Origin of the sequence: Pseudoalteromonas sp. PA2MD11 (assembly GCF_017808125.1) — a bacterium.
GTDB classification, from domain to species: domain Bacteria; phylum Pseudomonadota; class Gammaproteobacteria; order Enterobacterales; family Alteromonadaceae; genus Pseudoalteromonas; species Pseudoalteromonas simplex.
In genome coordinates this window covers 302,841-326,102 of record NZ_JADKNF010000002.1, presented here as the reverse complement: position 1 = coordinate 326,102, position 23,262 = coordinate 302,841, and the positions used below count along the sequence as shown (strand labels likewise).

Here is a 23,262-nt window from a genome sequence, read left to right as displayed (position 1 = left end):
CTAAACAACGGAGGCTAATATATAGCGACTGGTTGTGTGAATCAAGCAGCTTTAGCTATTTTTGTGCTAAGTGCTGGTTTTTTATTCATAACGGACTAATTTCGCACGTTCTGTAAAAACCTTGCCACCAAGCAACATGGCTTTTAGCAGAGTGCTTAAGACTTTGTAAAATTGCGTCATTACTGTCGCTATCTACAAACTGGGCCAATTCGGTGTCATGCCATATTTGCTGGTAAAGAGGTTGTAGAGTTTCTAATCGACCCACTAAGAATGATTGATAAGGCTGCAATTGCTCTAAATAAAACTTTTTAAACACATTACTCAACGTTTGTGCCTTTTGTTTATTCTTGTTAGCAGGGCAGAGCTCATCTTTTGAGTACTGCATGAGCAGCGCTGTTAATTGTTGATTGTAATGTGTTTGCACACGAGCCGCAGAAATGAGTAGCTTGTTGTATTTAAAGCGGTTTAATACTTCGAGTTGGCTGATGATTTGCTCAGGCTCTATAGCGTTTATTTTGCCGGTATTAATTTGATTGTTTAACTTAGCAATTTGCTCCATCGCGCTCACGGTTTCGCTAAAACCTGCGGTGTTTTCATCAATGTGTGTCGAGCTTAGCTGCCAGCTTTGCTTAAACTCGCTTTCGTTGAGCAGCATAGCTTTAAAGTAAGTAGCAAGGTTTGCTTGCTTTTGTACTGCGGTGAGTTTTATTTTTTCAACTAGCTCACCTTGCTCATCAAAGCTTTCTAAGCACTCCTTTGCGCTTTGAATAAACTTAATTTGATAACTAAGAATGTTAGCAGGCGTTGCAGTTTTGCCAAGCTGGTTATTGTGCTCAGCAATAAGGGTTGCAAGTTTACACTGACGTAATTGGGCAAGCTCGAGCATGCCAATGGTTGCTTTATCTTCACTATATTCAGCAAAGTGGTTAACAGTGAGTGTACTTGGTTTAGATAGCTTAAAACTTTCGGTTTTAAGTACGTTTTCTAATCTTTGCGCGTAGGTGTGATTTACATCACCGGAAGAGGGCGTGCAGGCAATAAGTGCCACACACGCTGTTGCGATGATAGAGTTTAAAAGGCTATTGGTTTTGCAAAAAAGGTGCATGTTTAAATCGCCTATGAACAGTGAACATCAACATAATTGCTGCGGCACTTAACCCTACAATAATGCCTATCCAAAAGCCATGAGGGCCCATTGCTGGAACAATTAAATCTGTACGAGCAAGTACGAAGCCAAGCGCAAAGCCGATCAACCAATACGATACAAAGGTGATATAACCAATCGGTGCCGTGTATTTTAATCCCCGCAAAATACCATTGGCAGAAACTTGCAGGGCATCTGGTAATTGATAGATACAAGCAAGTACCATGATTGAAGAGGCAAGGGCCAATACCTCAGGGTTGTCAGAATACAATTGGCTTATAATATCACGGGCAAAAAAGGTCACACTAGCTAGCAGAAAAGCAATAATTGCCGCGAGAATATAACTCGTTTTAACGGCATTTTTTAACTGCTGATAATGTTGTTGGCCAAACAAATTGCCTATTCGAATGCTAATGGCAATTGAGAGGCTTAACGGCATCATAAACAATAATGTCGTTACACTAGCCGCAATTTGGTGACCGGCAACAGCAACCGCACCTAAGTGCGCTATAAACAAAGGAATACAAGCAAATAGTGTAACTTCAAAAAAAGTAGCTAATGAAATTGGAATACCTACTTTGGTGATAGTCCATAAAGTAGCGGGCTTTGGCGCTTCGAAATTGGCTAGCAATGCTTTGGCATCAATCTTTTTGTTAAAGTGGCAATAAATAACCTGAGTTAACGCCATTGCTGTAAATACCAGCGCCGTGGCAATACCACAGCCCGCGCCACCGTACGCTTGAAAACCTAATTTACCGTGTATAAATACGTAGTTGGCCGGAATATTAACTGCTAAGCCAATTAAACTAATGTAAAAAGCAGGTTTGGTCATTCCCATACCTTCAGTGATATTTCGGTACACACTGAAAAGTAAAAAACCAAAAATACCCCATTTAACAAAATGAATGTATTGCTCAGCTAAGTGGGTAATAGACTTTGAAGTATCTAATTGACTAAGCACAGTATCAGCAAGGCTTGCCAGCCCTAAACCGATTATGGCAAGTACTAACGCCAGATACAGACCTTGTTGAAAGTAGTGGCTAATACCTTGTTTATCGTTTGAACCAGCAAACTGCGCTATGATACCCGTTAACGCCAATAATATGCCTTGCAATGCAAGCATTAACGGATTCCAAATACCCGTTGCAATAGAAAGTGCTGCCAAGTCTGTTGCACTTACTTGGCCTGCCATCACGGTATCTACAACCGTCATTAAAATAAGGGTTACCTGTGCCAAAAAAACAGGAATGGCTAACGAAATTAACCTTTTGGCTTCCCAACTACAAAAAGACATAAAATACACAACTAAATAAACAGACAGCCATTGTAATCTATTCATAGATCAATAAAAATCGCAGTTATCTATTTAATGAAGAAAAGAGAAAGCGATGTTCACTGGAATTGTGCAAACGCAAGCCGTTGTGGTTGATGCTACTAACCAAGGCGGTGTACTAAGGCTAGCTTTACAAGTAGAACAGCAATACGCTGAAAACTTGAATATCGGCGCTAGCATAGCCATTAATGGTTGTTGTTTAACCGTGGTGAAGTTTGCATCAGACACTCAAGGGTGCTGTGTTATAAATTTTGATGTGATTGATGAAACATTGAAGTTAACCAACCTAGGTAAGCTGGCTGTCAATGAGACGGTGAATTTTGAACGTTCAGTGACTTTTGGGACAGAACTGGGCGGGCATATCGTGTCGGGCCACATTCATTGTATGGCCGAGATACTTTCAATTAACCACCATCAAGACAACTGTAAAATGCAATTAGCATTAGCAAAAGAGTGGCAAAAATACGTGCTGTACAAAGGGTTTGTGAGCGTTAACGGGGCAAGCCTCACTGTAGGTGAAGTTGATGAGCAGGGCTTTTGGTTGCACTTAATCCCAGAAACTCTCTCTATTACCAATCTCGATAATTACCGCGAAGGGGATAAGTTAAATATCGAAGTCGATCAGCAAACTTATACCATTATCAACACGGTCGAAAATTATCTCTCGCAACAAGCAAAATAAATACAATAAACGAGCTAAATAGTATAAAAACGAGCAAATTAAAAAATTTGCTCGTCGTCACTATCGACATGTAATTCGAGTTTGTTGTGTGCGTAATCGATATGCATATTCAAATGGATGGGATTGCAACATGCTGCGCAATCTTCATAGTAATCTTGGTCACCGTCACTTGCATCAAGTGCTACGTGAATGTGGTGGCCACAGTGAGGGCATGAAATCCGTTGTGTGTATTGGTTTTTCATCAGCTTTTACCTTAATCAGGCATGCCTGAGTTAGTTAAATTGCAATCTTCATTAAACCCTAACTCATCAAAAATGAATCTAGATTTAATTAGATTGATATAACTCACTAACCGAATTTAGTTAAGCGTAGTGCTACCAATTCGGTTAGCATCTTTATTTATACGCTTTATAAGCTAAATATAGCTGTGTTTAGCGGTTTGTGACATTCCTTTTACAGTGATTTTTAGTTTATTTCAGGAGCTGATCAATTTGTTGTTTTGCTTCAGTAAGATAGTGCCCTGCAAAGATATTGGCATTATTGAGCATAGGGTATAGTTGGTAGATGGCTCTACGTTGCTCGTAGCCTACCTGCAATGGGTAGATATCGTTATAGGCGTCATAAAAGCTATCGGGAAGTGGTGCATAAAGCTCACTCATTGCTATATCGCATTCCCGATCACCATAATAACATGCAGGGTCAAATACACTTGGTACATTATTATAAAAGCCCATATTTCGACGCCAAAAGTCACCGTGTAATAACGAAGGCTCTACAACATGGCTATGCAGTGCGTCTTTAACAAAAGCGATGAAGGTGTCTTGATTGACAAGCTCAATGCCTTTTTCTTGTAATAACTGCAATTGCCAACCAATGCGTTCTTCAGCAAAAAACACATCCCATTTTTTGTGCCAACGATTAGGTTGTAGAGTTAGGCCAAGGAAGTTGTCGTTATCTAAGCCGAACATGGCTTGGGTATGCTTTTGGTGTAAATGGGCAAGGTGTTCTCCCATTTCATGCCAATTGGTATGGGGCTGTTTATCAAGTTCTAACCATTCAAGCACGATAAATGAAAACTCAATATTGCAACCTGTGGTGACGCAATCTGGGATCATAAATAAGCTTTCTTGAGTTAACAGCTCTAGATTAAAGGCTTCGCACTCTAGGCGCTCTAGATCACTCAAGTGAGCAACTTTCACAAAAAAGTGGTGTAGATCATCACCAATTTGGAAGTATTTATCATTATTGGGTGATTGTAATTGGCGCTTAAAGGTATGCTTAAAATCAAAATGCATCGCTTGGCTAATCTGTTCATTCACCGAATTCCACATAATTTTGTTCACCTTTTAACCATATAATTAAACTATGGCAAAAAGACGATGAATTAACAAACCCATAGCGTTAATATTGTTAAAGTTTATCGAAGTATTTATGAGGGGTCAGATGAATAAAAGTCTCATTACTAACTTAGTGGCACTTGCCTTAGTATTAGTCGGATTTTTATTTGAACAAGCAATTGTGCTTTCTGTTGGTTTATTTGCGTTATCGGGCGCAGTAACAAACTGGCTTGCTATTCACATGCTATTCGAAAAAGTACCATTTTTATACGGCTCTGGGGTTATAACATTAAAGTTTGCGTCTTTTAAGGTGGCGATTCGTAACTTGGTAATGACCGAGTTCTTCGCTGAAGAAAAAATCGATCAGGTCATGGCGCTCGCTAAACCAAATATTGATTTAGAGCCTGTGATCAGTGAAGTTAATTTAAGTCCAGCTTATGACTCTTTAATTGAGGTTATCGAAAACTCTCAATTTGGTGGCATGCTGTCGATGTTTGGTGGCCGTGATGCGCTCGAGCCAATGCGCGAACCTTTCATTGAAAAAATGAAAGCAGCGGTGATTGATATTTCGAAGAGCGACGAATTTAAAACCATTCTTGATGAAAAGCTATTTGCAAAATCTCACCTTGGTGGCTCATTACACGGTACAGTTGAGCGTTTAGTTGATGAACGATTGAATGAGCTTACACCAACCATGGTAAAAGATATAATTCAAACCATGATCAAAGAACATTTAGGTTGGTTAGTAATTTGGGGTGGGGTGTTTGGCGGCTTATTTGGCCTGATAGCTGCGCTAGTCTAATGAAGAAGGAATTTGTAGCAGGCCTTCAAAGACCTGCTACTGTGTATTCATCATTATTTTGAGCCTGCAATTACAATCACAGTGTCATCAGATACGTTAGCGATATCTTGAATACTGGTTTTTGTTGCTATGTCAAAATTTAAGTATTTCGCAGAGTTATGCAACCCATAAGTGCTAACAAACTTATTAGTTGGCATATCATTGCAAAATAGTTTTTCTGTCATTACTCGTTTACTTAAGCGTAAATCGCGCATAGTTCCGATTACATTAAGTGGCTTATTTGATGCAATAGCCATACACGCTTGAGTGCCAACTGAGTTATCTGCTGCTACAAATTGGGCTGCACTTGCATCAGTTGCTGCTAGTGAAGAACCTAAAATTATTGCTGTACCTAGTGCTGTAGTTAACGTATTCATCTTTCTCTCCAGTTGTTGTCTATAACGTAACATTTGTGCGACCTGGCTATTATGGATACTGCACACTTCCTGTTTGCTGGGCACATTTAAAGTATTATGCTAAACAAAAACAATTGCTGTTAATGAAAATCGACAAGATGTAAGTAAGTATGTAGATGTGAACAAGCAAAACTAACCGCTTGATAAGTGCTATTTTAAAGTGTGAATTTTGACACAAATAGGCTGATATTTTTTTTCATTTATTTTTTAAAACGTGTTTTGGCTCGTATTAAAGGCTTAATTTTTACGTAGCTGTTACATTTAAGTATTGACTCTAGCTTTTCTTAAAAAGGCTATTCAGAGTATAAGGAGCATGAGTGACCACAAAATTAGCAGGCTATTATCAACAAGCCTATGCATCTGAATCAAAAAACTTTAATCAATGTTTTTATTGTGGTTGTGAAGCAACTGAGCGAGATTTTTGTCCGCCACTGCATATGCTGCAAAGCATTATAGATTTAGGCGAAGAGGCTGAATTTATATCAATTCCAGCATGTTATGAGTGCTTTGCATTACTGCATAACGAACGAGTGCTGACTATTGATGGACGAGTTACAAAGCTTAAAAAGAAACTTTCAACAAAGTATGCAAAAGCGCTGAGAATTTATCACATGTGGCATGAGAGTGAACTTCACGATATGAGTGATGAGTTTGTGCACAGTATTAAAGCAGGCATGAAGTTAGGTGCAGAGGCAGCAGAGCGAGTAGCATTTCAAGGTTATAGCTATTCAACTGAAGATGCCAGTGTCACTATTCGTGAGAAGCGTGCCGAATTTGATGTGCAAGGGAAAGTTTTTTATGACTTTAAAGACGCGCTTAATTACTGCATTAATGATTTACAAGTCGACAGAACAGAATTCTATAAGCTGGTGGTAGAAGATTACAATGGCGATTTTAACCGTGCATTGAGTCAATACCGCCATCGACACGAAAAAGTAACCGCAGCTAACGATGCTGATTCACTGATTAAAAGTTTTGCCAAGCAGCATAAGCAAAACTCTGATTTTGTAACTCGAACTGTGAAACATTTTATCAACAAAGATCCGAGCTTGACGACCGAAGGTGCGTTAGAGCAGCTATATAACAACTACATAAAGAAATAGTGCTCTGTGAGGCTGGTTGTTCGTCTTGAATATAGGTGACTGGCCTTGTTTACTCGCATTAGAATTAACAATTAGTTAAAGTAATTAAATAATAAAAAAGAGGAACGTAAGAATGCAAAAATTTGCACCATCCTTGTTGGTTATGGCGCTTGGTGTCGCGTTAGCGGGTTGCCAAGACAATGGCCCACAAGACCCAAAGGTCTCAATTAATAAAAACCCATATCCAAGCACTTATCAACCACTTGCATCACAAAGTACGTTAATCACTAATGCCACTGTTTTAACCGGCACAGGTGAGCGTTTAGATGACGCAGATGTATTTTTTGTTGATGGCAAAGTACAACAAGTAGGTAAAGACCTATCTGTTCAAGCTGATAAAACAATTGATGCACAAGGTAAATGGGTAACACCAGGTATTATTGATGTGCATTCGCATTTAGGTGCATACCCAACTCCATCGGTGGCATCTCACCAAGATGGTAACGAAATGACCAGCCCAGTGACTGCAGAAGTATGGGTTGAGCATTCAGTATGGCCGCAAGATCCTGGCTTTAACCGTGCTCGTGAAGGCGGTATTACGTCATTACAAATTCTACCTGGTTCAGCAAACTTAATTGGTGGCCGCGGTGTAACGCTTAAAAACATTCCCTCGCACACGATGCAAGGTATGAAGTTTCCTGAAGCACCATATGGTTTAAAAATGGCATGTGGTGAAAACCCGAAACGTGTTTATGGCCGCAAAGGTGTTTTACCATCAACGCGTATGGGTAACATGGCGGGCTATCGCACAGCGTGGATTGAAGCGACTGAATACAAACGTGAATGGGATAAATACGAAAGTGATTATGCCGCAGGTAAAAACCCTGCAGCACCTCACCGCGACATCAAGCTAGATACGCTAGCAGGTGTGTTAGAAGGTGACATATTAATCCATAACCACTGTTATAAAGCAGAAGAAATGGCCATGATGATCGACCTCGGTAAAGAGTTTGGTTATCACTCAGGTACTTTCCATCACGGTGTTGAAGCATACAAAATTGCTGACTTACTTGCTGAAAACGGTAACTGTGCGGCACTTTGGCCAGATTGGTGGGGCTTTAAAATGGAAGCCTACGACATGGTTCAAGAGAACGTAGCAATTGTAGATGCTGTTAAAAATTCATGTGCCGTTGTTCACTCTGATTCTGATACAACGATTCAACGCTTAAATCAAGAAGCCGGTAAAGTGATGTATCGCGCGAATGATGTGGGTTACGACATCTCTGAGCAACACGCAATTAAGTGGATCACTTTAAACGCGGCTAAATCACTGGGGATTGATGATAAAACAGGTTCACTTGAAGCAGGTAAGCAAGCTGATGTGGTTATTTGGAACCAAAACCCATTCAGTGTTTATGCGAAAGCTGAACAAGTATTTATCGATGGTGCCAAAGTTTATGATCGTAACGATGATAAATACCAAGCACAAAGTGATTTCATGCTAGGTCAAAAATAGGAGTAACATTGATGACAAAATTAACTAAATCATTAAAGCTGTCACTTGTTGCTGCTGGCTTATTTTCTGCGACAGCAAGTGCTGCATCAGTAGCGATTGTAAATGCAACACTACACACTTCAACAGAGCAAGGCGTACTTGAAGGCGCAAGCGTTGTTATTGAAGATGGCAAAATTGTTGCTATTAACCCCGCGACTGTCAACGCGGATACTACCATTGATGCAAAAGGCCAAATCGTGACTGCAGGCTTTATTGGTACTATGAACCAATTAGGCTTAGTGGAAGTGGGTGCTGTTGCAGGTTCGCGTGATGGTGGTGACGACAAAGCAGGCATTGACTTTGATCCAAGCCTTGCATTCAACCCACGCAGTAGCTTAATTCCTTATACACGCAAGGGCGGTATTACTCAAGATGTGATTGTACCAAACGGTGGTGACAGTATCTTTGCGGGTCTTGCATCTGTCGTTGATCTATCAGGCAGCTTTGAAAGCGTAAATAAAAAGCAAGTTGCACTTGTTGTTCACTTAGGTGAAAAGAGTAAAGGCTCACGTGCTATGTCGATGAAAACTCTTATCGACAAGCTTGAAGGCGAAAAGTCAGCTAAAAAAGATGACAAAAAAGAGCCATCAACAGAGCAAAAAGTTATAGCTGCTGTGCTTTCGGGTGATATGCCGTTGATTGCCAGTGTTCAACGCGCATCAGACATCTATGAACTTGTTAAGTTAAAAGAAAGCTATGGCATCAATTTAGTGATTCATGGCGGTGATGATGCTGTTGTGGTTGCTGATACATTAGCTAAAGCGGATGTACCTGTGATCATCAGCTCTATGGCTAACTTACCGGGTAGCTTTGACTCTATGCATGCAAATCTTGCTAACGCAGGTAAGCTTGAAAAAGCGGGTGTAAAAGTCATTATTGGTGTTGCTGGTGACTCAAGCCACAATGTATACCAATTACGTTTTGATGCAGGTAATGCTGTGTCATACGGTATGAGCCAACAAGGTGCACTTAGCGCAGTTACCAGCAATATTGCTGATGTTTTTGGTTTAAACTCAGGCGCAATTGCCAAAGGTAAACGTGCAAACCTAGTTATGTGGTCTGCTGATCCATTTGAGCTTAACTCACACGTAAGCAAAATGTGGATCAACGGTGAAGAGGTTTCAACCGAAGCGCGTCAAGACAAACTACGCGATCGTTATACAACTGATTCAGCGATGCCACGCGCTTATACTAAATAAGTGCTCAACATATAAAAAGGCCGCAAATTTGCGGCCTTTTTTTAATACATATTTTCAAACTAAAAGCTAAAAAATTAGATTGCTTAGTTTATAAAGGCTAAGGCCAAATATAAGCAGTATTACTGGCACAATTACAAGGTTAAGTACCAGCGAATTTGTGTAGCCTTTCATCACCGATTTTTGATTCACTAACCAAACAAGGTAACAGGTCACAATTGGTAGTAATAATCCATTGGCAGCTTGCGCAAAGATGATAACCGCAACTGGATCAAGCCCAAGCGATGCGACCAGTGCACCGAAAACAAGGATAGTGATAGCAACCAGTTTAAAACGTGTATCACTCATTTGTGTTGACCAACCAAGCATGCCGCAAACAGCGTAAGCACCCGCAAGCGGTGCAGTGATTGCGCTAGTAAGCCCGGCAGCACATAAACCGATAGCAAAGAAATAATGAGCCATACCACCTAGAAGAGGTTCAAGTTGCACAGCCATATTGGCCGCTGAAATTTTACCTGCATCAGTACCGTAAAATGCCACAGAGGCTGTCGATAAGATAGCTAACGTGATTATGCCACCTAAAGTTATCGAAATACCGGTATCAAGGTTTGTTTCTTTGATTACTTTGTCGATATTTTTTGAACTATCGTGTTTTTCTGCAAGTACCCCAGAGTGTAAAAACAGGTTGTAGGGCACAATTGTTGTGCCTATTAAGGCAAGTACCGTGGTGATTGAATTATCAGGTAAGCTAGGTATAAATCCTTTTAGCACTTCACTAAGTGGCGGAGCTGCCATCACCAGCGTTGAAATAAATACTAAACTCATCAACACCACTAGAACAATTAACGCACCCTCAATGACTTTATGTTTGCCAGTGTACAAGAGCACTGCACTTAAAATTGCAATAAGGGGAGTCCAGAGTAGTGGACTTACAGAAGGTAGTATTTCTTGCAGTCCTAAACTGGCACCAGTCAGATTGCCTGCTTCATAAGCTGCACTGCCAATACCAATTGCACTGATCACTAATATGGCAGCCAGGGCTTTAAAAATCGGTGTTTGAATGGTGGTTCTGAGTGCAGATGCTAAATCAAGTCCTGTAGCAACACCAAGACGAGCAGCCATTGATTGCAACAAAATAGTCGCTACAACTGAGAACAATAACGTCCAAATAAGAGCAAAGCCAAAATTAGCACCAGCAACACTTGCCGTGGTGATGGTACCTGGTCCAATAAAAGCTGCGGTGACTAGCAGTCCGGGCCCTAAACGCATAATAAAACCTTTTATTATTATTTTTATACATTAACTATTAGCAAAGCAGCTAATGTTATAGAAAACAGACCATATAGAGTATAGACAGACTTAGTATGGGTAAAGTAAAACAGGTGAATCGCTTAAAGTTAGCGAGTTGAACTTAGACCAATCCACACTGTAATTTTTATATGCAGTACGTAGTAATGGCACAGTACGCATAACGAAATAAAAGTAAATACTTCTAAAATCAATGGTTTGCTTTGAGTTTTGGCTTGGTAGGTATCTTGCAAAGTGTATTTGCTTTTAACTAAAGGAAATGAAAATGCCTGAACTTACTCTTTCAGCATATGCGGCCGTGTATGTTTATCTGATTATGCTGACAATTCAGTGGGTGGTTGCCGCTGTCACTAAAGCCAAACAGCCCAATGCGGTGCCTGGTAAACTCGATAATTCATTAAGCCACGATAGCTTTGTATTTCGTTCACATCGCACATTTATGAATACCTTAGAAAATAGCCCGTTATTTTTGGGTAGCGTATTTCTGGGGTTCTTTTTAAACTTGAACAGTAGTGCATTTGCACTGTGTATTTGGTTGTATGTGATAGCCAGGATCATTCATATGCTGCTGTATTATGCTGTGGCTACTGAGAAGAATCCAAGCCCACGCAGCTATTTCTTTTTAATCGCTGCTTTGGCAAATAGTGTGATGCTTGTTTTAATTGGTTTACGTTTGATTTAAACAGCATTGCTAACATATATAAAAGGCATTGAATGAATGCTCATACAATGCCTTTTTTAATACTGAAAACCTAGCTACTCAACGCCAATAAAGCCACCTGTTTGGTGTGACCATAGGGCAGCATAGATACCATCTTGGCCAATTAGTTGCTCGTGAGAGCCTTGTTCAACCACGCCACCTTCATCAAGCACAATGAGTCTATCCATTTGCGCAATAGTTGATAGGCGGTGCGCAATGGCAATAACTGTTTTGCCGGTCATTAAATCGTCTAGGCTAGTTTGAATTGCGGCTTCTACTTCAGAATCAAGGGCACTGGTTGCCTCATCTAAGATTAGAATTGGTGCATCTTTTAGAAGGACTCGTGCAATAGCAATACGTTGACGTTGACCACCAGAAAGCTTCACACCGCGTTCACCAACTTGTGCGGCAAAGCCTTTATTGCCTTTGCTGTCTTCTAAGTCTTCGATGAACTCAATTGCTTCTGCTTGCTTTGCGGCCGCAAGCATTTCATCTTCAGTAGCATCGGGTCTGCCATAAAGAATGTTTTCTTTTACTGAGCGGTGTAACAGCGAGGTATCTTGCGTCACCATCGCAATGTGCTTACGTAAGCTTTCTTGGCTTACCTCAGCGATGTTTTGACCATCAATGCGAATTGTGCCTGAGTCAACATCATAAAAGCGCAGTAACAAATTCACTAAGGTAGATTTACCTGCACCAGAGCGACCGACTAAACCTATTTTCTCACCCGGTTTGATGTCTAGATTTAAGCCATTGATAACAGGGCCGCGATGGGTTTCGTTGGCAGCTTTACCATAGTTAAATTGCACATTCTCAAAGCTTATCGACCCTTTATTAACAGTAAGAGTGCTTGCGTTTTCTTTATCATCCACTTCAATCGGCGTTGATAGGGTTTTCATACCATCAGCAACAGTACCAATGTTTTCAAATAGGCTACTGATCTCCCACATGATCCACTGTGCCATACCGTTTAGTCTCAGTGATAAACTCACCGCAATGGCGATAGCTCCAACACTGATGGCGCTAATTGACCAAAGATACAAAGAGAGGGCAGCAATACTAAATACCAATAAATAATTAAGGGTGTTGATAGAGAAGTTTAAGCTAGTAACTAAACGCATTTGCTTATATACAGGCTGTAAAAATACATCCATGCTATCTTTTGCATATTGTTCTTCTCGCTGTGTGTACGAGAATAATTTGATAGTCGAAATGTTAGTATAGCTATCAACAACACGTCCGGTCATTTCTGAGCGCGCATCAGCCTGCGAGCTGGCGACTTTCTTGAGCTTTGGTACAAAATACATTTGAATAGCGGCATAAAGAACTAACCAAATTAATAATGGCAACATTAAACGCCAGTCAGATTCTGCGACCAAAAATACCATGGCGCCAAAGTAGACCACGATATACATTAATACATCGAGCAGTTTCATCACTGATTCACGAACAGCTAATGAGGTTTGCATTACTTTTGTCGCAATACGGCCGGCAAATTCGTTTTGATAAAAACTAACACTCTGACGAAGCAAATAACGGTGTGCTAACCAACGGATAGACATAGGATAGTTGCCAAGCAGCGCTTGATGTAACACTGCTGAATGAAAAAATACGACAATGGGTAACACGACTAGCAACATAATTGCCATTCTTGTAAGTTCAGCCTGCTGCTCAACAAATAAAGTATCAGGAGTATATTCGCCAAGCCAATCGACAAGTTGGCCCATGTAACTAAATAGCGATACTTCTAAAATAGCGAGCGCAGCAGCACTTAACGACATCAGGATTAATGAAAGCTCCATGCCACGGGTATAATGACGGCAAAAAGCAAATAAGCTATTAGGTGGTTGAGAAGGTTGCTCTTTAGGAAACGGATTAGTCATCCGCTCAAATAAACGATACATAGACGACGCTTTTTAAAAAATCAAAGTGGCCTTACTATATCATTTGAGTGGTTTTTTAGCAGTTCATTTAATTTAAAAACTAAGATTAAAATCTATCAACTATTCAGTTATTTACATCTAGTGTGAGAAATGAAAATATAATAAGAAAATTTATCATACATATGGCTCAATATAAGATGTTTCAACGTATTCTGGTGTTAATTGCTATCGGCTTTTTCGCTTTTATTGGTTGGGTTATTTATCTTGCCAATACTGGTCAAAAGTCGGTGTTTTTCGAACTCGTTGCGGCCATTCCTTACGGTGATAAGTTGGGGCATTTTTTCTTATTTGGACTACTTACGTTATTCATAAACCTTGCCTTTAAGTTTAAAACATTGAACGTTGCTGGACGGCCTATTTATTTAGCTGTGTTGATTGTGAGTACGTTTGTGATTTTAGAAGAGCTAAGCCAATTTTTTATTGAATCGAGAACATTAGACTTTGTTGATTTAATTGCAGATTTTACTGGTATCGCAATATTTAGTGCCATATCTGCATGGCTTAGCAAAAAGTTATATCCACCTAAGGTCTAAACTTTCAGTGACTTGTTAGGTTTCGTCTATTCTCAGTATAGTGCTAGCCTAAAAGTTGCGTATGAATAAAGATACCTCAGATTATTTGTCAGATATTATTGAGCTATTACTTGATGCTGTTTGCGTAGTAGATGTAAAAGGCACCTTGCTGTTTACTAATCCAGCTTTTCAAACCATATTTGGTTATACGCTTGAAGAAGCTATAAACAAAAAGATGTTAGACTTTGTTTACCCTGAGGATAGAGCAAAAACCATTAACGCTATCAATCAAATAATGACAGATAATCTACATCCAAGGTTTGTAAACCGGTGGGTGAAAAAAGACGGTACTGTGGTCCATGTCTTGTGGTCTGTCTATTGGTCAAAAGAAAAGCAAGTCAGAGTGGCGATTGCTCATGATATAACAGAACAGAAAAAGCTTGAGCAAAAACTCATATTCATGGCTGGGCACGATCCACTTACTAATCTCCCTAATCGTAGCTTTTTAATTACCCAACTAGAAGAGTCACTATCCACTGCTAATACTATTTCTGCAATTATTGCGGTATTGTTTATCGATATTGATGGCTTCAAGCAAGTCAATGATATTCACGGCCACAGTGCTGGCGACAAGCTATTAAAAACTATTGCCATGCGAATTCGCCATGTATTGGATAAAGACGACATAGTTGGCCGTTTGGGAGGGGATGAGTTTGTAATTGTTGTAAAAAGTGTAAAACGCAAAGCTGATGTAATAAAAATTACTGATAAACTAAGTCGTGAAATATGTAAGCCTTTAGTTTTTAATGATGATGAACTGTGTTATTCCCCAAGTATTGGTGCAGTTCTATTTCCAGAGCATTATGGTGATGCAGAATTCTTAATACAGTGTGCAGATAATGCTATGTATAAAGCTAAGTATGAAGGGGGTAATCGCTTGGTGTTTTATAACGAGGGAATAAAGTTATCAGGCACTAAAAATATTAAATAGTATTAATAGCTTTATCGGAAAAATGTTTTAACCTATTAATTTGTTTTCTAACGCATTACTATTGCGCGAAATGAAATATTAGTTAGCCTTTAATGATTCATTGAAGGAGTGAAACTATGTTAAAGCGTAAAATAACAACAACGGGTGCTTTGTTTAGCTCATCGCTGTTATTGGTCTCGGCAGCTCATGCCACAACACCTCAATATAAAGATCAACAAGCTTTGCATGATATTGCAAGTGCTGTTTCTAAAACACGTATAGAGCAAGATATTCAAACGCTGGTTGATTTTGGCACTCGCCATACTCTCTCTGAGACGAAATCAGATACGCGCGGTATTGGTGCTGCAAGACGTTGGATCAAGTCTGAATTTGAGGCGATTTCTAAAGCTTGTGGTAACTGCCTAGAAATCATCGAGGTAAAAGACACAATCTCCGGTGAAAAGCGTATTCCAAACCCGGTTGACGTGGTCAATATTGTGGCTATACAGCGTGGTCAAGTTGATGCAAACCGTATGGTTATGATGTCGGGTGATATTGACTCGAGAGTGTCTGATGTAATGGACTATACCTCAGATGCGCCAGGGGCTAACGATAATGCATCTGGAGTGGCTGGCGTGCTTGAATCGGCGCGAGTTTTATCAAAGTATAAATTTAACGGCTCAATTGTTTATGCAGCATTATCTGGTGAAGAGCAAGGCTTGTTTGGCGGTAAAATCTTAGCTAAATATGCACAAGAGCATGATTGGCGTGTTCATGGTGTTTTAAACAATGACATGATTGGTAATTCAACAGGGATTAATGGGGTAACAGATAACACAACTGCACGTATCTTTTCTGAAGGTACACGCGTTATTGAAACCAAAGAGCAAGCCCATAAACGCCGTTTTACGGGTGGTGAGGTTGACTCAGCAAGTCGTAACCTAGCGCGTTACATAGATACAATCGCAGATCGTTACATCGAGAATCTAGATACCATGTTGGTATATCGACTCGATCGGTTTGGTCGAGGAGGGCATCACCGTCCATTTAACGATGTTGGCTTTGCCGCTGTGCGTATAATGGAAACCAACGAAAACTATAATCAACAGCATCAAGACTTACGTACTGAAAATGGCATTACTTATGGTGACACCATCGACCATGTTGATTTTGCTTATGCAGCGAAATTAACCTCACTCAATGCAGTAACAATGGCATCAATGGCATGGGCTCCGGCGCCACCAACGGGTGTTAATATTTCAGGTGCTGTAAAGCCAAGTACAACCTTAGCCTGGCATAAAAGCGATGATCCAACGGTGGTTAGTTATAAAATCTATTGGCGTTATACAAGTGAGCCACGATGGCAGTTTAGCCGCGATGTTGGCAAGGTAACCGAAGCTACACTGAAAAATGTTGTTATCGATAACTACTATTTTGGTGTTGCGGCTGTGAACAAAGACGGTATTGAATCACCGGTTGTATTTCCTGGCGATGTTGGCGCGTTTGAATGGCCAGACAAGTCTGCTAAATAGCAATCGTTAAGTCATAGCGTACACCACCCAGTTCGCTATGAGCTGCTGTAATACGCCAGTTATGGGCTTCGACAATTTGTTTTACTATCGCAAGCCCAATTCCTGAACCTGACTGTTTCACTGTTTTTAAGTCAGGCACTCTATAAAGGTGGTCAAAAATCTTTGCTAAACTCTCGTCGCTGACGCCAGGGGATGAATCTTCATAGCAGATTAAAAGCTGTGTTTGGTTTTGGCTAATCGTCAAATTAATCTTACCAGGGTGATTTGTGTACTTAAGCGAATTACTGATTAAGTTTGCAAATAACTGTGAAAGCCGTGTTGCATCGCACTCAAAACTTAGTTCATCAGCAACATTTTGTGTAAATGTCACTTCAAATTTTTCAAGCTGGATCAGCATATCTGCGTGTAAGCTTTGGAAATACTCAGCCGCATTAATTGTTGTTACGTTGAGCTGAAAGCTGCTTTGTTCTAAAAGTGAAATTTTATTTAAATCAGTAACTAAAGTTGCCATATCGGTGATTTTTTGGTTGAGCTTTTCGTATGTAAGCTCATTAAATTGGGTTAGGCCTGCTTGAAGCGTTTCAAGGTGTAAGCGCAACCCTGTTAATGGACCACTTAGTTCGTGAGCTACTTGTGATAATAACTTACTACGTTGACTGATTTGTTTATCCAGATAATTTCGGCGCTGTTCAATAAGCTGTTTTCTCTGTCTTATTCTTAATAAAGCAATGCCCATTGCAGCTAAAAGCAGGCTAAATAATAAGACGCTGTATAAAATAGCTTGACGTTGTGCGGCAATAGCTTGGCTTTTTTCATTGTCTTGGAGTTTTAAATCTTGTATTGCTAAATCGCGGTCGCGCATTGCAATGGAGTTTTGTAGCTCAGCTAAACGGTGGTTGTAGTTGTTACGGGCAAAGCCTTTTTCAAGCTCTGTAATAGCACGTTGATACGACAGGGCTTGTTTATAATCAGCTTGTTTTTCTGTCACAGTGATCAAATGTTCTAGGGCAATGATTTGCTTTTGCAGCTTATTTTTTTGCTTACTTAACTGGTAGGCTTGCTCAGCATAATGTTTAGCTTGTTCGTGCTCAGTAGAGCCAATGTACAGCTTAGCTAATGTAAGTAATACATCTACATATAAGTGATCGTCTTGCTTGAGTTCAATGATCACTTGTTTTTCAATGCTTAATGCTTGGTCAGGTTTATCTATTTCGAGCAAATTTATCGCAATATTATGGTTTGCCCAGGCAGTATTTCGCGTACTGTTATAACTAGCGAAGACCTGCTTAGCCTCTTGTGCGTATTCAAGTGCTGCAGGGTAGTTTTTAAGTCCATATTCGCATTGGGATAGCTTAACTAAACTATGTCCGATATCAGACAGTGAACCCGTTTGCCTATCAAAATTAAGGGCTGTAATAAACTCGCTCTTTGCTTTTTCGTATTGTTCTAAATCTAAATAACTTTGAGCAATTGAATAACTTATACCTGCTTGTAATGAAATAGACGGCGACATTTGCTGAATAACTTCACGGCGTTTTAGCTTATATTCTAGGGCAAGGGTTAACCGGTCTAACTGTTCAAGATTACGCGAATAACCATGGTAGAGCATTTCTTTTTGCTTTAAGGTTAATTCTCGATTGTTGTCGTGAATATAAACCTCAAGCAAGTTCAAGGCTGCTTGATATTCACCCGCATTATGATAAGCACTGACAAGGCTCGCAACGGCATCAATTTCGTAATCGGTGAGTTGCAAACGCTGAAACAGCGCGACATTTTGTTGAGATAAGTGAATTGCAGATTCTAATTTATTTGCGCTATATGCCAATCGAGCTTTGACTAAATATAATTCGCTATAAATAGAGGTGTCACTTTTATATTTTGGAGAAGACTCAAGTTCTTCTACTATGTTTTGCGCCTGTTGAAACTGACCTAGGTGTATATGAATGTGAATTAATCTAACATTAAAGCTTAATCGCTCAGCAAAACTGGCAGATTCAATAAGGCGTTTATCTATATTTGTTAAATATTTATAGCGTTCTTGGTAATCGCTTATTGTTCTAGCTTCATCAATGTGGCCTTGTAAAGTTGACGCAATTGATGCAAATGACAAGGTACAAAGCAGAATAACAAGAGCTTTAAAGTTCATTTTTAACATTTATTATTATTTTTTCTGAAGCAATTCTAGCACATCATGCTTTTGTGTTGAGTAAATTTGTTTTTTGTGATTAAAAAGAATTGCATTTTGCGATATAGATGGTTGCATCTTGCAAAAAGGATCTGCAAAAAATATTTAAAACCTTATTTTTTAATGAGTTATATTTTGGAACAATTGCTGCTTTAAATAATTACATAACCACAGGAGAGTGTAATTATGAAAAGCAAAATACCCGTCTGTCTTTTATCAGTGCTTGCCACTAGTTATGTAAGCGCAGCTCCGTTTGAAGAATGCCCAAGTAAAGCATTTTTAATACAAGGTACACCTGCACAAATGTTTGGAATTGATTTGGTCTCTGCTAAAGCGACAGTATTAGCACCGTCATTAAACTTTAGTGACGAAACAAACAATGAAAGCGTAAATGCTGTGGGTTTTAACTATAAAGACCAATATATGTATGGCTTTAGTAAGCAAAGCCCTAAGAGTGTTGTCAAAATTGGTGATGATTATCAACTAGAACGACTCGTGGTTAACGGTCTGCCTGATACTAACTTTTATGTGGGTGACATTCATGTAAATAGTGAAACTAATCAGGCGGTATATTATTTGTATCATCCCAAATTCGGATTGTATGGTATTGATTTGAGAGAGCCTGCTGATGAATATCAAGCTGATTTAGTTGCGGGTTCAGCTAGCTGGGGGTTAGCTATTTATGATTTTGCTTTTCATCCTAATAGCAACCTTTTGTATGCAGTTGAATCAAATGGCGACTTATACGAAATAGATCTTAATAATCAGACACCCACTTTTGTGGCGAACTTAGATATAGCTGGTGATACCGGAGCGAATGGTGCTGGGTATTTTGATGTAAAAGGACAGTTTTATTTTAGTAATAACCGAAGCGGTAAAATACACAAAGTAGACCTTAGCATCAGCCCTGTAAACGGTTACACACCAACTGCTGCGGTGTTTACTTTAGGGCCTACATCAAATCAAAATGATGGTGCACGCTGCGCAATTGCTGAGGTAAAGGTAACGGATAATTCAATCGATTTTGGTGATGCACCAGCTCCTTATCAAACCTCACTCGAAGACAGTGGCGCAAGACATTTATTTGACCCAAATGCAGATCAAACTAATTTGGTTTACTTAGGTGCTACAGTAGATGGCGAGAATATTAATACACGTTCAGACTTACTTTTAACACCTGATGATCAATCAGATGACGGCGTAAAGTTCGTCACTGATTTGGTAGCAGGCAATACCAGTCAAATTATTGTTACCTCTGCAAATGACGAGACATATCTATACGCATGGTTTGATTGGGATCAGAATTACCAATTTGATGCGGATGAAATTACGGTGTCTAAATATCGGTTAAACCAAGGCGATAATAGCATTTTAGTTAATGTTCCAGATGATGCCGTTATGGGAACAACCTGGTCTCGCTTTCGTGTAACTGATGGTAGTGAAACCAATCCAATTACAGCAACTGGTGGTGTTATTGGTGGGGAGGTAGAAGATTACTCTGTAACAACATTGGGAAGCTTAGTTTACCCCGGAGAAAATAGCTGGGTAACACTTGCATTTGAGGATAAATGGCCATTTTCTGGAGATTATGACTTCAATGATTTAGTTATAAACTATCGAACTACAATTATAGATCAAAATGGTATGGCTACAGGTTACAAAATAGAAGGTGAGCTAGTTGGGATAGGTGCTGATTTTCATAATGGCTTTGCAGTTAGGTTATATGAGACTGTGGAAGGTTCAAATGATAAACGCATTTTACGTAGCCAAATTAATGCTGAAAAAATTAGTTTACTGATTAATGGTCTTGAACAAACGCACGAGATCTTAGAGCAAAATACTGAAGATGCTATTTTCGTGATTATGCCTGATACTTGGGATTACATTGATAAACAGTCTAATTGTAATTATTTTAGAACCGAGACGGGTTGTGATAGCAACAGTAAAGTCACGTTTTCATTGTTTATTGATTTATTACCAGGTACAGCGACCGCAGATGCACCTAAGTACACATTAGATCCTTTCATATTTGCAGCTGATGGACACTATCATGGTGAAGCCTTGGTTGGTAAAGACCCTAGAAGCTGGGAGGTTCACCTTAAGAATCAGCAGCCGACAGAAAAATTTGATATGCAACTATTTTCTTTCGCAGAGTCTGATGATGCATCTGACAGTGCGCAGGGTTTTTACTTCCAAACCGAAACAGGTCTGCCTTGGGCAATTGAAGTAGGTACTTCGTGGGCTCACCCTAAAGAAGGCGTAGATATTACCCATGCATACAGCGACTTTAAAGCATTTGCAGAATCAAAAGGGCAAGAAAAGCCAATGTGGTTCAACAATGCTAAGCCTGCTAACGTGATTTCAAGAGGAGAATAATTATGAAACATTATACTTTAGTGATCATAAGCTTAATGTTAGCTGCGTGTGGTGGCGGTGGTGAAGGCGACTCTGCAACTGAAAGTGCTGGAACAAATGTAACGCAAGCACCTACAACAGATACAACGCCACCTGAGACAACACCTCCTGCTACTGGCGTGGATCCTGAGACGATGAATGATTTAACGATTGCTCCTGAGTTTAATTTAAGTAGTAAATTAGAGCTCGATGTAGATGTAGATTTGAATATTGGTGACACCAGAGCCTTTTTAAACATATGTCTTAAAGGCGACGACGATAAAGCCGATTATAACCAGTGTTTGCTTCGTGCACCATTGGTACAGAGCAAGCTGTCATCTAGTTTAATGTTAGCTAACAGTGGATTAGAGCTGGTGGCCGAGGTGTGGTTTTATGACACTCAGAGTGAGCCTTTGCGTTATTATTGGAAAAATGATAGTGAGCAGCCAATGGTGTTTATGATTAGGTAAGAGTGATCGATTCTTTTCGTAAATGAGTTTAATTTTTAAGAATCTTATTTTCAACAGCTTGAAGAGGAATGAGTGATGGAATACATAGAGCAAGTGTTAAAATCAGTAAAGAGTTCTAATCCAAATGAAACGGAGTTTTATCAAGCTGTTGAAGAGGTTCTGTCTTCGATTAATCAATATCTCGAGATTAATGATAAGTATCAAAAAAACTCTATTGTTGAACGATTAGTAGAGCCAGAAAGGCAAGTCATATTTAGGGTTCCTTGGCTTGATGATCTTGGAAATGTTCAGGTTAATCGTGGTTTTAGAATTGAATTTAGTTCATCGTTAGGTCCTTTTAAGGGCGGCTTACGATTTCACCCCAGCGTTAACCAAAGTGTGGTTAAATTTTTGGGCTTTGAGCAAGTCTTAAAAAATGCATTGACAGGTTTATCGTTAGGTGGTGGTAAAGGTGGTGCTGATTTCAACCCCAAAGGCAAAAGCGACCATGAAATTATGCGTTTTTGTCAGTCATACATGACTGAGCTTTTCCGTCATATTGGTGCTAATACAGATGTACCTGCTGGTGATATTGGCGTTGGGGCGAGAGAAATTGGTTATTTGTTTGGGCAGTACAAGCGGATCACAAACCAATTTAGTGGCGTTTTAACAGGAAAACCTGAATCATTAAATGGCTCTTCTTTAAGAACAGAAGCAACAGGATACGGCGTTGCTTACTTTCTAAGTGCTATGTTAGATGCGAAAGGCGACTCTTTAACAGGAAAACGGTGCTTAGTGTCTGGTGCTGGTAATGTTGCACTTTATCTGATGAAAAAGCTTGATGAGTACGGTGCTGTGATTCTTAGCTGTAGCGATTCGAAGGGCACGCTATATAGTAAGAATGGGCTTGACGTAAAATTAGTGATGCATCTAAAAAGTGAACGTGGTGCTGAGCTTAGAGATTATTTGAATGAACATGAAGATGCTGAGTTCACACCTGTCAATCAATACCCAACTGACGGTCATCAAGTTTGGCGATATGAAGCAGACATTGCTTTGCCATGTGCGACTCAAAATGAAATTACTAAAGGTGATGCTAAAGCTCTTTTAGAAAACAGATGTTTAACTGTGTGCGAAGGTGCCAACATGCCAACTACACCTGAAGCAATGAAGATTTTCAAAGAGCACAACGTTTACTTAGGGCCAAGCAAAGCCGCAAATGCTGGAGGTGTGGCGACGAGCCAATTCGAAATGGCTCAAAATGCCAGTATGCAAAAGTGGCAATCTGAGCAAGTTGATGAAAAACTTCAGCAAGTTATGAAATCCATTTTTAATACTATTTCAGTTACTGCCAAGCAGTACTCTATTGAACACGACTTGGTGCTTGGTGCGAATATAGCAGGATTTGAACGAGTTGCAGATGCAATGTTAAAGCAAGGTGTTGTTTAGTGATTTGACAATATAATAAGACACCCACTTTTGTTCTAAGAATATAAAATGTAATTAAAGAGACATCCATTTTTTACATAAACAATAAAGACACCCATTTTATTTATTGATATGAGTGCAGCATCGCATAATTGAGATTTATCTCGGCTAGATGAAAGTGGGGGTTGGTACTTAATTGTTACTCTGTCTGAAAAATTAGCTATTTAATTTATATCATAAGTAATTTCAGAACGT

General features: G+C 39.6%; 20 protein-coding genes. 12 read left to right on the top strand and 8 right to left on the bottom strand.

Going from position 1 to position 23,262, the window contains the following annotated elements:
• Positions 1-85: 85 nt before the first annotated feature.
• Together ISP07_RS04190 and ISP07_RS04185 are read right to left on the bottom strand one after the other, a co-directional pair.
• A complete protein-coding gene (locus ISP07_RS04190) occupies positions 86-1,105 on the bottom strand; it encodes a DUF3080 family protein (RefSeq protein WP_209326893.1) in 1,020 nt (339 codons plus the stop codon).
• On the bottom strand, positions 1,080-2,438 hold the full coding sequence (locus tag ISP07_RS04185) for an MATE family efflux transporter (RefSeq protein WP_209326972.1): 1,359 nt from the start codon (positions 2,436-2,438) through the stop codon (positions 1,080-1,082). The genes ISP07_RS04190 and ISP07_RS04185 overlap by 26 nt, the downstream gene beginning before the upstream one ends.
• Before the next feature lie 94 nt (positions 2,439-2,532).
• Between ISP07_RS04185 and ISP07_RS04180 the strand changes: the two genes are divergently transcribed.
• Positions 2,533-3,159: a riboflavin synthase subunit alpha gene (locus tag ISP07_RS04180; RefSeq protein ID WP_138617573.1), complete on the top strand. Its 627-nt coding sequence runs from the start codon at positions 2,533-2,535 to the stop codon at positions 3,157-3,159.
• 38 nt (positions 3,160-3,197) lie between these two features.
• Here the strand turns inward: ISP07_RS04180 and ISP07_RS04175 are convergent, their stop codons facing one another.
• Together ISP07_RS04175 and ISP07_RS04170 are read right to left on the bottom strand one after the other, a co-directional pair.
• The gene (locus ISP07_RS04175; RefSeq protein WP_209326892.1) at positions 3,198-3,401 is read right to left on the bottom strand and encodes a CPXCG motif-containing cysteine-rich protein; all 204 of its coding nucleotides are present in this window, start codon (positions 3,399-3,401) and stop codon (positions 3,198-3,200) included.
• A 228-nt stretch (positions 3,402-3,629) separates the two neighbouring features.
• The gene (locus ISP07_RS04170) at positions 3,630-4,490 is read right to left on the bottom strand and encodes a fructosamine kinase family protein (protein ID WP_209326891.1); all 861 of its coding nucleotides are present in this window, start codon (positions 4,488-4,490) and stop codon (positions 3,630-3,632) included.
• 112 nt (positions 4,491-4,602) lie between these two features.
• Between ISP07_RS04170 and ISP07_RS04165 the strand changes: the two genes are divergently transcribed.
• Positions 4,603-5,298 carry a DUF445 domain-containing protein gene (locus ISP07_RS04165; RefSeq protein WP_209326890.1) on the top strand — a complete coding sequence of 232 codons (696 nt, stop codon included), beginning with the start codon at positions 4,603-4,605 and terminating at the stop codon, positions 5,296-5,298.
• Between the two features lie 53 nt (positions 5,299-5,351).
• On the opposite strand, the gene ISP07_RS04160 is transcribed toward ISP07_RS04165, so the two are convergent.
• Positions 5,352-5,714 (bottom strand): DUF3718 domain-containing protein, encoded by a 363-nt coding sequence (locus ISP07_RS04160; protein ID WP_054554737.1) that lies wholly within the window; start codon positions 5,712-5,714, stop codon positions 5,352-5,354.
• Between the two features lie 356 nt (positions 5,715-6,070).
• Between ISP07_RS04160 and ISP07_RS04155 the strand changes: the two genes are divergently transcribed.
• From ISP07_RS04155 to ISP07_RS04145, 3 genes are all read left to right on the top strand, one after another.
• On the top strand, positions 6,071-6,856 hold the full coding sequence (locus ISP07_RS04155; protein ID WP_209326889.1) for a hypothetical protein: 786 nt from the start codon (positions 6,071-6,073) through the stop codon (positions 6,854-6,856).
• 112 nt (positions 6,857-6,968) lie between these two features.
• Positions 6,969-8,351 carry an amidohydrolase gene (locus ISP07_RS04150; protein WP_209326888.1) on the top strand — a complete coding sequence of 461 codons (1,383 nt, stop codon included), beginning with the start codon at positions 6,969-6,971 and terminating at the stop codon, positions 8,349-8,351.
• An 11-nt stretch (positions 8,352-8,362) separates the two neighbouring features.
• Positions 8,363-9,589, top strand: coding sequence for an amidohydrolase family protein (locus ISP07_RS04145; RefSeq protein WP_209326887.1), 1,227 nt, complete (start codon positions 8,363-8,365; stop codon positions 9,587-9,589).
• 66 nt (positions 9,590-9,655) lie between these two features.
• On the opposite strand, the gene ISP07_RS04140 is transcribed toward ISP07_RS04145, so the two are convergent.
• Complete coding sequence (locus ISP07_RS04140) at positions 9,656-10,855, bottom strand: Nramp family divalent metal transporter (protein ID WP_209326886.1); 1,200 nt, start codon at positions 10,853-10,855, stop codon at positions 9,656-9,658.
• A gap of 304 nt (positions 10,856-11,159) precedes the next feature.
• Between ISP07_RS04140 and ISP07_RS04135 the strand changes: the two genes are divergently transcribed.
• Positions 11,160-11,576 carry an MAPEG family protein gene (locus tag ISP07_RS04135; protein WP_209326885.1) on the top strand — a complete coding sequence of 139 codons (417 nt, stop codon included), beginning with the start codon at positions 11,160-11,162 and terminating at the stop codon, positions 11,574-11,576.
• Positions 11,577-11,650: 74 nt separating this feature from the next.
• Here ISP07_RS04135 and ISP07_RS04130 read toward each other — a convergent pair whose 3' ends face one another.
• Positions 11,651-13,498 (bottom strand): ABC transporter ATP-binding protein, encoded by a 1,848-nt coding sequence (locus ISP07_RS04130; RefSeq protein ID WP_209326884.1) that lies wholly within the window; start codon positions 13,496-13,498, stop codon positions 11,651-11,653.
• A gap of 176 nt (positions 13,499-13,674) precedes the next feature.
• Between ISP07_RS04130 and ISP07_RS04125 the strand changes: the two genes are divergently transcribed.
• The 3 genes from ISP07_RS04125 (at position 13,675) to ISP07_RS04115 (ending at position 16,551) form a co-directional block, all read left to right on the top strand.
• Complete coding sequence (locus ISP07_RS04125) at positions 13,675-14,070, top strand: VanZ family protein (RefSeq protein ID WP_209326883.1); 396 nt, start codon at positions 13,675-13,677, stop codon at positions 14,068-14,070.
• A gap of 61 nt (positions 14,071-14,131) precedes the next feature.
• Positions 14,132-15,040 (top strand): GGDEF domain-containing protein, encoded by a 909-nt coding sequence (locus tag ISP07_RS04120; protein ID WP_209326882.1) that lies wholly within the window; start codon positions 14,132-14,134, stop codon positions 15,038-15,040.
• 116 nt (positions 15,041-15,156) lie between these two features.
• Positions 15,157-16,551 (top strand): M28 family metallopeptidase, encoded by a 1,395-nt coding sequence (locus ISP07_RS04115; RefSeq protein WP_209326881.1) that lies wholly within the window; start codon positions 15,157-15,159, stop codon positions 16,549-16,551.
• Here the strand turns inward: ISP07_RS04115 and ISP07_RS04110 are convergent.
• Positions 16,544-18,697, bottom strand: a complete 2,154-nt coding sequence (locus ISP07_RS04110) for an ATP-binding protein (protein WP_209326880.1) — start codon at positions 18,695-18,697, stop codon at positions 16,544-16,546. The genes ISP07_RS04115 and ISP07_RS04110 overlap by 8 nt on opposite strands.
• Positions 18,698-18,922: 225 nt before the next feature.
• On the opposite strand from ISP07_RS04110, the gene ISP07_RS04105 reads away from it, so the two are divergent.
• The 3 genes from ISP07_RS04105 to gdhA all read left to right on the top strand — a co-directional run bounded on the left by ISP07_RS04105 (position 18,923) and on the right by gdhA (position 23,028).
• On the top strand, positions 18,923-21,112 hold the full coding sequence (locus ISP07_RS04105) for an LruC domain-containing protein (protein WP_209326879.1): 2,190 nt from the start codon (positions 18,923-18,925) through the stop codon (positions 21,110-21,112).
• Between the two features lie 2 nt (positions 21,113-21,114).
• Positions 21,115-21,600, top strand: coding sequence for a hypothetical protein (locus ISP07_RS04100; protein ID WP_209326878.1), 486 nt, complete (start codon positions 21,115-21,117; stop codon positions 21,598-21,600).
• A gap of 75 nt (positions 21,601-21,675) precedes the next feature.
• Positions 21,676-23,028: an NADP-specific glutamate dehydrogenase gene (gene gdhA, locus ISP07_RS04095; protein ID WP_209326877.1), complete on the top strand. Its 1,353-nt coding sequence runs from the start codon at positions 21,676-21,678 to the stop codon at positions 23,026-23,028.
• Positions 23,029-23,262: the final 234 nt, after the last annotated feature.

Coding starts and splice junctions, on each gene's coding strand:
- ISP07_RS04190 (WP_209326893.1), bottom strand. CDS start 1,105: ATGCACCTTTTTTGCAAAACCAATAGCCTTTTAAACTCTATCATCGCA.
- ISP07_RS04185 (WP_209326972.1), bottom strand. CDS start 2,438: ATGTCTTTTTGTAGTTGGGAAGCCAAAAGGTTAATTTCGTTAGCCATT.
- ISP07_RS04180 (WP_138617573.1), top strand. CDS start 2,533: ATGTTCACTGGAATTGTGCAAACGCAAGCCGTTGTGGTTGATGCTACT.
- ISP07_RS04175 (WP_209326892.1), bottom strand. CDS start 3,401: ATGAAAAACCAATACACACAACGGATTTCATGCCCTCACTGTGGCCAC.
- ISP07_RS04170 (WP_209326891.1), bottom strand. CDS start 4,490: ATGTGGAATTCGGTGAATGAACAGATTAGCCAAGCGATGCATTTTGAT.
- ISP07_RS04165 (WP_209326890.1), top strand. CDS start 4,603: ATGAATAAAAGTCTCATTACTAACTTAGTGGCACTTGCCTTAGTATTA.
- ISP07_RS04160 (WP_054554737.1), bottom strand. CDS start 5,714: ATGAATACGTTAACTACAGCACTAGGTACAGCAATAATTTTAGGTTCT.
- ISP07_RS04150 (WP_209326888.1), top strand. CDS start 6,969: ATGCAAAAATTTGCACCATCCTTGTTGGTTATGGCGCTTGGTGTCGCG.
- ISP07_RS04145 (WP_209326887.1), top strand. CDS start 8,363: ATGACAAAATTAACTAAATCATTAAAGCTGTCACTTGTTGCTGCTGGC.
- ISP07_RS04140 (WP_209326886.1), bottom strand. CDS start 10,855: ATGCGTTTAGGGCCCGGACTGCTAGTCACCGCAGCTTTTATTGGACCA.
- ISP07_RS04135 (WP_209326885.1), top strand. CDS start 11,160: ATGCCTGAACTTACTCTTTCAGCATATGCGGCCGTGTATGTTTATCTG.
- ISP07_RS04130 (WP_209326884.1), bottom strand. CDS start 13,498: ATGTATCGTTTATTTGAGCGGATGACTAATCCGTTTCCTAAAGAGCAA.
- ISP07_RS04125 (WP_209326883.1), top strand. CDS start 13,675: ATGTTTCAACGTATTCTGGTGTTAATTGCTATCGGCTTTTTCGCTTTT.
- ISP07_RS04120 (WP_209326882.1), top strand. CDS start 14,132: ATGAATAAAGATACCTCAGATTATTTGTCAGATATTATTGAGCTATTA.
- ISP07_RS04115 (WP_209326881.1), top strand. CDS start 15,157: ATGTTAAAGCGTAAAATAACAACAACGGGTGCTTTGTTTAGCTCATCG.
- ISP07_RS04110 (WP_209326880.1), bottom strand. CDS start 18,697: ATGAACTTTAAAGCTCTTGTTATTCTGCTTTGTACCTTGTCATTTGCA.
- ISP07_RS04105 (WP_209326879.1), top strand. CDS start 18,923: ATGAAAAGCAAAATACCCGTCTGTCTTTTATCAGTGCTTGCCACTAGT.
- ISP07_RS04100 (WP_209326878.1), top strand. CDS start 21,115: ATGAAACATTATACTTTAGTGATCATAAGCTTAATGTTAGCTGCGTGT.
- gdhA (WP_209326877.1), top strand. CDS start 21,676: ATGGAATACATAGAGCAAGTGTTAAAATCAGTAAAGAGTTCTAATCCA.